Source organism: Streptomyces sp. NPDC002793, assembly GCF_040295485.1.
Taxonomy (GTDB): domain Bacteria; phylum Actinomycetota; class Actinomycetes; order Streptomycetales; family Streptomycetaceae; genus Streptomyces.
This window is the reverse complement of the sequence record NZ_JBEOVL010000026.1, coordinates 90,173-100,372: the sequence shown is the minus strand read 5'-3', so window position 1 is coordinate 100,372 and position 10,200 is coordinate 90,173. Positions and strand designations below refer to the sequence as shown.

Genomic DNA, 10,200 nt, shown 5'->3' with positions numbered 1-10,200 from the left:
ACCCACATCACCCACCACCCCCTCCAACAACACCACGAACAACCCCACCAACCGCTCCACAGAACCCCGATCAAACAAATCCGCAGAGAACTCGAACCCACCCTCGATCCGCCCCGAAGGGGTTTCGGAGAGCAGCAGGGAGAGATCGAATTTGGCGGTGCTCTCCGTGACGTCCACGCGCTCGAGGTCGAGGTCGCCCATGCGGAGCTCGCTCTCCGCGAGATAGGTGAAGAGCACCTGGAACAAGGGCTGATGATCGGTCCTGCCGTGGGAGGCGACTTCCTGGACGAGCCGCCCGAACGGGAGGTCCCGGTGCTCGTAGGCGCCGATCAGGTTGTTCCGGACCTGGCGCAGGAGTTCCACGAAGGTGGGCCGGCCCGTGAGGTCGGAGCGGAGCACGAGGGTGTTGAGGAAGTAGCCGACGAGGTGCTCGGCGTCGGGGTGGTTGCGGCCGTCGACGGGCAGGCCGACGCTGATGTCGTCCTCGCCGCTCCAACGTGACAACAGTGCCTGGAAGGCCGCGAGCAGCACCATGAAGGTGGTCGCCTGGTTCCGGTGCCCGAGTGCGGTGAGGGACTCGACGAGGGGCGCGGGCAGGGTGAAGCGCACCACGTCGCCGCGGAAGCCCGGACTCGCGGGACGGGGCCGGTCGAAGGGCAGGCCGAGGGTGGCCGGTGCTCCTTCGAGCCGGCCGGTCCAGTAGTCGAGGAGTTCACGCAGCCGCTCGCCGCGCAGGGTCTCACGCTGCCAGAGGGCGTAGTCGGCGTACTGGGCCGCGGGCGGAGGCAGCGGTGAGGGCTCGCCCTTGCGGAACGCCTCGTAGAGCAGGCCGAGTTCACGGAAGAGGACGTCGAACGAGGTGCCGTCGATCATGATGTGGTGGGCAGTGACGGCGAGGACGTGCTCCTGGTCACCGGTGCGCACGAGTTGGAGCGACATGGGGCAGCGGGCCGCCAGGTCGAGGGGGGCTGCGGCAGCCGCGCGCAGCACCCCGCGCAGCGCCGCGTCGCGCTCGCCGGCCGCCACTCCGGTCAGATCGTGCCTCTGGAGGACGGGGGCGGTGGCGGGTTCGATCGTCTGCCGGGGCACCCCGTCGACGTCGGCGTAGCGGGTGCGCATCACCTCGTGGCGGCGGACGAGTTCGGTCAGCGCCTCGCTCAGGGCGGCTTCGTCCAAAGCACCGCGAAGGCGCACGGCCGACTGCTCGTGGTAGGCGGCCCCGGTCTCGCCCGTGCGGTCGAGGAACCAGAGGCCCTCCTGGCCGAGGGAGAGGGGCACTTCGGCGGGTCGTTCCGGCCTGGCCAGGCCACCCGCGGCGGCCTCCGGCACCCGGGCGGCAGGCCCGGACGCCGCCGCACCGACGGCCGCCTCCGCCCGCAGCAGCTCGGTGATCTCCTTCTTCGCCTCCCGCAGCGCGGCCATCCGCCCCGTGCTCAGCCCGTCGTCCGACCGGTACCGCAAGCGATCGCCGTGTACCCACAACCGCACGCCGTCGGCGCGCAGTTCGTCGAGCAGGCGGTGGGCGTCGGTCTCGGGCAGCGATCCAGTCATGACAGAGCCCCTTCTGGCAAGCGGAATCGGACGGCTCACGAGGGCGGCCGCGGACAGTCCGGGCAGCGGTCGGCTGGTGACACCCGGAAACAGCCGCGCTTGTTCCCGTTCCGGGATCGGAGCGAACACGGGGAATTCCCCGGTGACAATGCCTTCTCGGCGTACTGACGATCCTTGTCGACGCTATGACGAAGTCCGGCCGGAACTGCGATCCAGCCCACCGTAGACAGCGCCCATGGGCCCGTCAATCAAGTGCTTCCACGGCACCCCGGACGGCATTCCAACTGATGATTCACCTCAGTTGAACACCTGCTCTCCCCGGCTCGCGAGCCGCTCGTGACCGGTCCGTTCCGCCGGACGTGCGCCGAGGTGACCTCCGGGGTCACCCTGGGCCGACAGAGGACCCGCGCCGCTCGGCGCGGTCCGGACACGCGACAGGGGGCGTCATCGGTCATGATCGACCAACTGCTGCAGGAACTCCGCAGTAACAACATTCGCGTATGGGCGAAGGAAGGACGCCTGCATTTCGACGCGCCGAAGGACGCGATAACCCCGGAAATGCTGGCCCTGTTGCGCGACAGGAAAGAGGAACTGCTGCAGCGCTTGGCGAAAGGGCCCGGAATGCGCCCGCCGGTGTGGGAGGAGACGCGGAGAGAAGGGGAGCCCGGCGGCGAGGTCCGGCTGAAGCGGCTCACGGCCGCCGCCGACGGGCTCGTGGTCTTCGCGCTGCCGCCGGCGGGCGCCGGTCCCTCGCTCTTCCAGCCGTGGGCCGCGATCGCGCCTGAGGGGGTGGAGGTCGTGGTGGTCCACGCGCCGGGCCGCGAGGACAGGATCCAGGAGCCGCCCTACCGCAGGGTGGGCCCGCTCGCCGACGCGATCGCCGCCGCGGTCGACGGATACGGGGACCGTCCGTTCGCACTCTTCGGGCACAGCGCGGGCGCCCTGATCGGTCACCAGGTGCTGCGCAGGGTCCGGTCCCGTGGGGCGCGGCTGCTGGTGACGGCGGCGTCCACGCCCCCCGACCGGGTGGTGGGAGACGTCGCGGCCATGAGCGACACCGATCTGCTGGCCGCGATGGCGGCCTGGGGCGGTACCCCGGATCAGGTCCTGGACGACCCCTTCAGCCGCGGTGAGTTCCTGCCGTGCCTGCGCGCCGATCTGGAGGTCGTCGAGAGCTGTGCCAGGGCCGAGGACGATGTCGAGCCCGTCGACGTGCCCGTCCTCGCTCTGGTGGGGGCCGAGGATGCCTTCGCCCCTCTGTCCGAGTGCCTGCGCTGGTCGCGGTGGAGCACCGCGGGCTTCCGCGCGCATGTCGTGCCGGGCGGCCACTTCTTCCCCACCACGGAGGGGGCCGAGATCCTCGCCCTGATCCAGCGGCATGTCCTGTCGCGACCCGGCGGGGCCTGACGCCGTGGTGGGCCGGCGCCCGGGCGGCGCCGGCCCACCAGCCTCGACCGCCGTGCGTGACAGGGCCGGGGACCTGTAGCGGTCCCCGGCCCTGTCACTGTCCGAGTCCTGTCAGATCTCGTCGAAGACCAGGCTCTCGGAGGTGATCCGGCGGAGCCGTCGGGCGAGGCCGGCGGCGTTGCCGCCACGCAGCAGCGTCAGATGGTTGCCGGGGATCACCTCGCGCACCAGGTCCCCGACCACGCTCCGCCAGGCGCCCTCGCCCTCGTCGGGCGTGGGAACGACGGTGGTGACCGGGAGCGGCTCGGCGGCTCGCAGGAGGTGGACACGGCCCGCGTAGGGCTCGGGTCGGTGTGCGAGGAGCGCTCGCCGGTTCCGCTCGGTGACCCGGGCCAGGTCCTCGTCGAGTGCGTCCAGGTCGACTCCCTCCACGGCACCGATGTCCAGGTCCTCGATCGCCCGCCGGGTCCGCGACTGCTCGGCGGCGGTGGTGCAGCAGGCCGGCGGGGGCCAGCTGTCCAGCATGACCGTCGCGTCGACCGGGGCCGACCGGCGTTCGGCCTCACGGGCCATCTCCAGGGCGATGGACCCGCCCATGGACCAGCCCACCAGGAAGACCGGGCTGAGGCCGCGCACCGGTTCGAGTGCGTCCAGGTACCGCAGGGCCAGTTCCTCGACGGACGAGGCGTCAGGGGTGTCGGGGCCCGGAGCCTGCAGGGCGTGGACCGAGAAGTCCTCTCCCAACTGCTCGGCGAGTTCACGGAAGGGCAGCACGGAGCCGCTCGCCGCGTGCACGAAGACCAGGGTGGGCGCGCCGGCGCGGGGGGCGAGCGGTACCAGGCAGCCGCCGTCGGCGGCCCGCGGATCGCGGACCCGGGCCGCGAGGTCCCTGACCGTGGGTGCGGCGAAGATCTCGGCCACGCCGAGCTCCGTCCCGAACTCGGCGGTGCAGGCCGCGATCAGCCGGAAGACCAGCAGGGAGTGACCGCCCAGGGAGAAGAAGCTGTCGGTGACCGTCAGTTGGTGCACGCCGAGGATGCGGCGGAAGATGGCGGCCATCCGCTCCTCCGTGTCATCGGCGTAGGAGTGCGCGGCGTCGGCCCGGCTGTCGTCGGAGCCGGCCCTGCCGGGCCAGTGAGCGAGCAGCGCCTCCCTGTCGGGCTTGCCGTTGACGTTGGTGACGATGTCGTCGACGACCTGGACGGACGTGGGAACCATGTAGCGGGGCAGCATGCGCGCCGCTCGTGCCCCCGTCTCGGCGGGGTCGAGCTCGGCACCGTCCCCCGGGACCACGAAGGCCACGAGGTGCTGTTCCTCGGCCTCGGTGACCACCAGCACGACGCACCGGTCGACGCCTTCCTGCTCGGCCAGGACGGCCTCGAGCTCGGACGGCTCGATGCGCATGCCACGAATCTTCACCTGGTTGCCGATGCGCCCGAGATGTTCGAGGACGCCGTCGTCGCGGTAGCGGCACACGTCGCCGCTGCGGTACATGCGCGATCCGGGCGGGCCGTAGGGGTCCGGCAGGAAGCGCTCCGCGGTGAGCGCGGGCCGGTTGAAGTAGCCCTGGGCCAGGCCGACCTCGGCGGCGATGAACGCCTCACCCGGCACGCCGACCGGCACGACGTCGAGGTTGTCGTCGAGGACGTGCAGCCGGAAGTTGTCGGAGGGGCGCCCGAGCGGGACGACCGGGTTGCCCGGTTCGCGGGGAACAGTCATGTCGGTGACCCGGCCGGCCTCGGTGGGCCCGTAGCCGTTGACCAGCTCCGCGCCCAGCTTGGAATGGCAGGCGTCACGCAGCCGGGGTGTGACCGGCTCGCCGCCGGAGATCATCCAGCGCAGCGAAGCGCACTGCCCCTCGGACCATTCGTCGAGGAACACCTGGAGCTGGGTGGGGATCACGTAGGCGGTGGTGACCTCGTACTCGTCGATCATGCGGGCCAGGTAGTGGACGTCCCAGTGCTCGCCCGGACGGCAGACGGCCACCCTGGCGCCCGTGTAGAGGGGCCAGCAGATCTCCCAGAGGGAGACGTCGAATCCGTAGGACGTCTTCAGCAGGGCGGTGTCCCCCGGAAGATAGGGGTAGCGCCGCTGCATCCAGAGGATGTCCGCGACGGAACCGGCGGCGTCCGAGGCGACGGCTTTGGGACGGCCGGTGGAGCCCGAGGTGAAGAGCAGGTGGGAGACCTGGTGCGGGACCGCCCTGTCGGGGTCGGTGGCGGGCATGTCGGCCCAGGGCGCGGGGTCGTCCAGGGAGATCACCGACCAGGGGCCCGCGGGGACGCGCGCGCGGGCGGTTCCCGCCGTGAGCACCGTGCTCGGGCCGGTGTCCTCCAGCATGAACCGAATTCTGGCGTCGGGGAGTTCGGGGTCGAGCGGCACGTAGGTGCCACCGGCCTTGGCCACCGCGTAGATGGCGACCACCATGGCGAATCCCCGGTGCGTGCACAGGGCGACCCTGGTGCCCGGGCCGACACCACGGGCGGCCAGGTGATGCGCCAACCGGTTGGCCTCGGCGTTGAGTTCGCCGTAGGTGAGGACTCCCTCGTCGCCGATCAGAGCGGTGGCGTCCGGGCGCAGGCGTACCTGCTCCTCGAACGGCTCGGCGAGGGAACGGTAGGTGTGCGTGGGGCGTTCGTAGGCGTTGAGACCGTACAGGATGCGGTCCCGCTCGTCGTCGGTGATCAGCGGGTGGCTCGCCGCCTCGGCCTCGGGGGCGAGGAGCAGCCGGCCGAGCAGGTGCGTGTACATGGTGGAGAAACGGGTGACGGTCGCCCGGTCGAACAGGTCCGCCGAGCACTCCATGATTCCCCTGAGGCCTTGCGCGGTCTCGGTGACGACGAGGGCCATGTCCCATTTGGCGGTGCCGTACTCGGAGAGGCCGCTGGGGTCCGTCTCGAACCCCTCGTCCTGCGGCGAGTCGGCGGTCTGGAGGGAGAACTGCGCCTGGAACACGGGGTCGACGCCGAGATCGCGGGGCACGTCCAGGCGGGCCACGATGTCGTCGTAGGGGACGTACTGGTGGTCCTGGGCCTCCAGCACGGTCCGGTGCACGGCCCGGACGGCGGCGCTGAAAGTGGTCCGCTCGTCGAGTTCGGTGCGCAGGGCGACCGACTTCACGAAGCAGCCGAAGATCTTCTCCGAGAAGGGCTGGTCGCGGCCTGCGAAGACGCCGCCGACGACCAGATCGCGCTGGCCGCTGAGCCGGCCGAGGAAGACGTGGTAGGCGGCGAGCATGACGACGTACGTCGTGGTGTCGTGCTCGCGTGCCACCCGTGCCGCCTCGGCCAGCACCTCGGGGGAGACTCTGACCGGGACGCTGTGCCCGGCGCGCGTGGAGACCTTCGGCCGCGGGCGGTCCGCCGGCAGGCTGAGAACGGGCAGCGGGCCGCCCAGCTTCTCGGTCCAGTACGCCAGGTCGTCCTCGGCCCGCCGCTCGTCGTGGTTGTCGTGCAGCCAGGCCGCGTAGTCGAGGAAGTCGGGTCCCTCGGAGACCTCGTGGGCCTCGGAGACCTCTCCGGCGAGCAGCTCGGTGAGCTCCCGGACGAGCTGCATCCAGGACCAGTGGTCGGCGATGACGTGGTGGAAACCGAGGACGAACGCGGCCCGGCCCCGTGGCAGCCGGATCACCGAGAACCGCCACAACGGCGGCTTCTCCGGCCGCAGCACCTCACGAGAGCACTCGTTGGCGATGTCGGTGGCACGCCGCTCGGCCTGCTCCTCCGGGTACCCGGTGAGGTCGTACCGGACCACCTCGGGGTCGTAGGCCCCGCAGTCCTCCTGCACGGGCTCACCGTCCACCTCGAACATCCGCACCCGCAGGGCGACATGGCGCTCCACCAGGACGCGCAGCGCGGCTCGGAGCCGACTCTCGTCCGGAGCCCGGTCGACGTACACGAGGTCGAAGAGGTTGTACTCGTTACTCGTCGCGTAGAGCTGGGAGAAGAACCAGATCCGGCGCTGGGCCGGGGTGAGCGGTACGCGGGTGCCGGGGGGCACCCGGGGGATCCGTGTGCTCACCGCGCTCGATGTCTCCCCTGACAACAGCTGCCTCAGCAGCCGGTCCTGAGCGGATTCGGTGGTGGTCATCGTGCCTGGGACTCCTTCAGTTCGGCCAGTAGACCCGTCGCGTCGTCCTCCGACATCGCGGCGATCATCTCGCGCAGCAGGCGATCCACCGTGGTGGCCATCTGGCTGATCGTCGGCCCGGCGAAGAAGTCGCGCACCGTGAACTTGATGTGGAAGGCGGCGTTGATCCGGTTGAGGATCTGCAGCGACTTCAGCGAGTTGCCGCCGATGTTGAAGAAGTTGTCGTCGCGGCCCGGCCGGTCGATGCGGAGCACGGTCTGCCACAGCTCGGCGATCCGCTGTTCCAAGGCGCTCAGCGGCGGTTCCGATCCGGTGCGCCGTGCCGCCCGGTCGTCCGCGGTCGGGGCGGGCAGGCCGCGCCGGTCGAGCTTTCCGGACGAGTTGAGCGGCAGGGCGTCGAGGGCGACGTAGACGCTCGGCAGCATGTAGCCCGGCAGGTACTCCTCGGCGTGGGCGGCCATGGTCTCGATCGTGGAGCGGCCGCCCACCACGTAGGCGACGAGTTCCGCCGCCCCGTCCTCGTCCGGCCGGGCGACGACCGCGCAGTCGGCTCCGCCCCGGGAGAGAACGGCCTCCACCTCACCGGTCTCCACCCGGCAGCCGCGGATCTTGGTCTGTTCGTCGACCCGGCCCCGGTAGGTGAGCAGCCCGTCCTCGTCGGACGAGGCGAGGTCCCCGGTCCGGTACAGCCGCTCCCCCGGCGTGACGGGGTAAGGGTGGGGCACGAAGCGTTCCGCCGTGGTGCCGGGACGGCCCAGGTAGCCGCGGGCCAGCCCTCCCACCCCGGCGACGCAGAGCTCGCCGGTGACGCCGGGCGGGACCGGACGGAGCGCCTCGTCGAGGACGAACAGACGGTAGATGCCGATCTGCCGGCCGAGCGGCACACTTCCGTCACCCTCGAAGGCCCGTCCCTCCCAGGCGGCGACCTCGGAGGTCTCCGTCTGTCCGTACAGGTTGTGGCACTCGGCGGAGAAGTGCCCGGCGAACCGTTCGAGGAGCCGCGCCGGCACCGCCTCGCCGGAGAGCTGGACCCAGCGCAGGGAGGGGTGTCCGGACGCGGGCGCGTGGCGCAGGTAGGCGTCCAGCATGGACGGTACGAAGTGGGTGAAGACGGTGTTCTCGGTGGTGAGCAGCTTGCTCAGGTGCGCCACGTCCGACTCGGCCCCGGGGTCGGCGAGCAGCAGTGTGGCGCCCGCGCTGAGCGGTCCGACGATCTCCCAGACGGCCACGTCGAAGATCAGGGGCGTCTTGTGCACGACCCTGTCACCGGCCCCGAACCGGTAGCGGCGGGCCAGCCACTGCAGGCGCACGGACGCCGTCCGGTGGTCGAGCACGACGCCCTTGGGCTGCCCGGTCGACCCGGACGTGTAGTAGACGTACGCGGTGTTGTCCATGCGCAGGCCGGGAGCGCCGGGGGCGTCGGCACCGCCTTCGGTCGGCACCATGGTGAGCGGTACCCGCTGCTCCGAGAGCCGGGTTCTGAATTGCTCCTGGGTGACGATGGTGGTGAGCCGCGCGTCACCGGTGATGAACTCCACCCGCTTGTCCGGCATCCGCGGGTCGAGCGGCACCATGGCGGCCCCGGTCTTCCAGACAGCCAGCAGCGCGACGATCAGGTCGACCGAGCGTTCGACGAGGACGCCGGCGGTCCGCTCGGGACCGAGCCCCTGGGCGATCAGCCGGTGGGCGAGAAGATTGGCCCGCCGGTCGAGCTCCCCGTAACCGATCGACCGGGTACCCGACTCGACGGCGGTGAGGTCCGGTCGGCTGCGGGCGATCTCCTCGAACGCCGCGTGCACGGGGCGCGTTCCCGGGTAGGTCTCGAAACCGCTGTTGATCACCGCGACCGTGCCGTCGAGCCGGTCGGCCGGAAGCATCTCGAGTGCGCCGAGTCCCGCTGCCGGGCAGGCGGCGGCGTGAGCCAGGAGTGTGGCGAAGGAGTCCGCCCATCCCCGGGCGGCGCCCACCCGGATCTCGGCCGTGTCGTACTCGAGGACTCCGGTCCAGGTGTTCTCGGCGTGCGCGAGGCGGAACGAGACACCGGCCGCGGCGCCCGTCACCCGCAAGGGCAGCTCGCGTCCTCCCGCACCGTCGTGCGGGGCTCCCCCGGCCGGCCGCCTCGGGACGGGTCCCGGCGGTACGAACTGGACGCGCGGGGCGGGGGCCCAGGGCCCCCCTCCTCGTCCGGCGAGGGCCTCGGCGAGCGGCAGGTCCGCCCGCTGCCGGGCCTCCTCGAGGGCGGTGTGCGCCAGCTGCAGGAGCTCGCCGAAGCGCAGAGTCCGGTCGACGGGTACCAGCAGCGGCACCGTGTTGACGAAGTTCCCGACGGCTGCGCCGCCGGCGTTCGCGCCACCGGGAGCGGCACGGCTCTCCACGGGGACGCCGACGAGGGTCTGTTCCTCCCGGACGTAGCGGTGGAGCGTGGCCAGGAACGCCGCGAGCAGCACCGAGTCGGCGGCGGTCGCGGAGCGCCGTGCCAGCTCCTCCACGGCGTCGCGGACTCCGGCCGGCACGGTGAACGCGACCGCCCCGCGCCCGGCCGCCGGGCCGTCGGCCCGTGCCGGGCTCTCGATGCCGAAGCGGGGCAGGGGCAGGTGGGTGTCCAGCCGGCTCTTCCAGTAGGCGCGCTGCTGCTCGGGGGAACCGGTGGTGAGCGGGGCACGCCTCGGGTCGGCCTCGGGCGCGCCGGGCAGCGTTCCGCCCGCGCACAGCGTGCGGAACTCGTCCCACAGGGCGGTCATCGACGACTCGTCGCAGACCGCGCTCGGGGCGGCCAGCGTGAGCACGGTGGCGTCCTCGCCGACCCGTATCCGGCAGGCGCGCAGGCGCGGGCCCGTGCCGAGGTCCCACTCCGCCCCGGCGTGCTCCTCCGCCCGTCCCAGGGCCCCCTCCTCCGTGGCGGCGTCGGCCTCCTGGGCCCGGACGGGAGAGCGGTCGCCGTCCCCGCGCAGTACGGGGTGACGGCTCACCAGCGTCCGGAGCGCGCTGTCGACGTGTGCGGTCGGTACGGCACCCGCGAGCCGCACGGCACGGGCGACGGTGCCCACGGAAGGTGCGGCGGGACGCCAGTGGGACAGGGTGCGGGGGCCCTGCCGCGCGGCGGCTGCCGACTCGTGTGGCTGACGATGGTCCAGGTCCACGGACACCATGTAC

The 10,200-nt window shown here is 71.8% G+C and carries 4 protein-coding genes; 1 reads left to right on the top strand and 3 read right to left on the bottom strand.

Features of this window, described 5'->3' with window-relative positions; translation table 11 throughout:
* Positions 1-1,551, bottom strand: a 1,551-nt coding sequence (locus tag ABT001_RS24065) for a condensation domain-containing protein (protein ID WP_351281049.1), incomplete at its 3' end; no start/stop codon positions are given.
* A 453-nt stretch (positions 1,552-2,004) separates the two neighbouring features.
* Between ABT001_RS24065 and ABT001_RS24060 the strand changes: the two genes are divergently transcribed.
* Positions 2,005-2,958 (top strand): thioesterase domain-containing protein, encoded by a 954-nt coding sequence (locus tag ABT001_RS24060; RefSeq protein ID WP_351281046.1) that lies wholly within the window; start codon positions 2,005-2,007, stop codon positions 2,956-2,958.
* Positions 2,959-3,069: 111 nt separating this feature from the next.
* Here ABT001_RS24060 and ABT001_RS24055 read toward each other — a convergent pair whose 3' ends face one another.
* Complete coding sequence (locus ABT001_RS24055; protein WP_351281044.1) at positions 3,070-7,047, bottom strand: non-ribosomal peptide synthetase; 3,978 nt, start codon at positions 7,045-7,047, stop codon at positions 3,070-3,072.
* A complete protein-coding gene (locus ABT001_RS24050; protein ID WP_351281041.1) occupies positions 7,044-10,196 on the bottom strand; it encodes a non-ribosomal peptide synthetase in 3,153 nt (1,050 codons plus the stop codon). The genes ABT001_RS24055 and ABT001_RS24050 overlap by 4 nt, the downstream gene beginning before the upstream one ends.
* Between the last annotated feature and the right edge of the window lie 4 nt (positions 10,197-10,200).

What these genes read in the sequence shown, in the direction of transcription:
- ABT001_RS24060 (WP_351281046.1), top strand. Translation starts at nt 2,005, where the DNA reads ATGATCGACCAACTGCTGCAGGAACTCCGCAGTAACAACATTCGCGTA.
- ABT001_RS24055 (WP_351281044.1), bottom strand. Translation starts at nt 7,047, where the DNA reads ATGACCACCACCGAATCCGCTCAGGACCGGCTGCTGAGGCAGCTGTTG.
- ABT001_RS24050 (WP_351281041.1), bottom strand. Translation starts at nt 10,196, where the DNA reads ATGGTGTCCGTGGACCTGGACCATCGTCAGCCACACGAGTCGGCAGCC.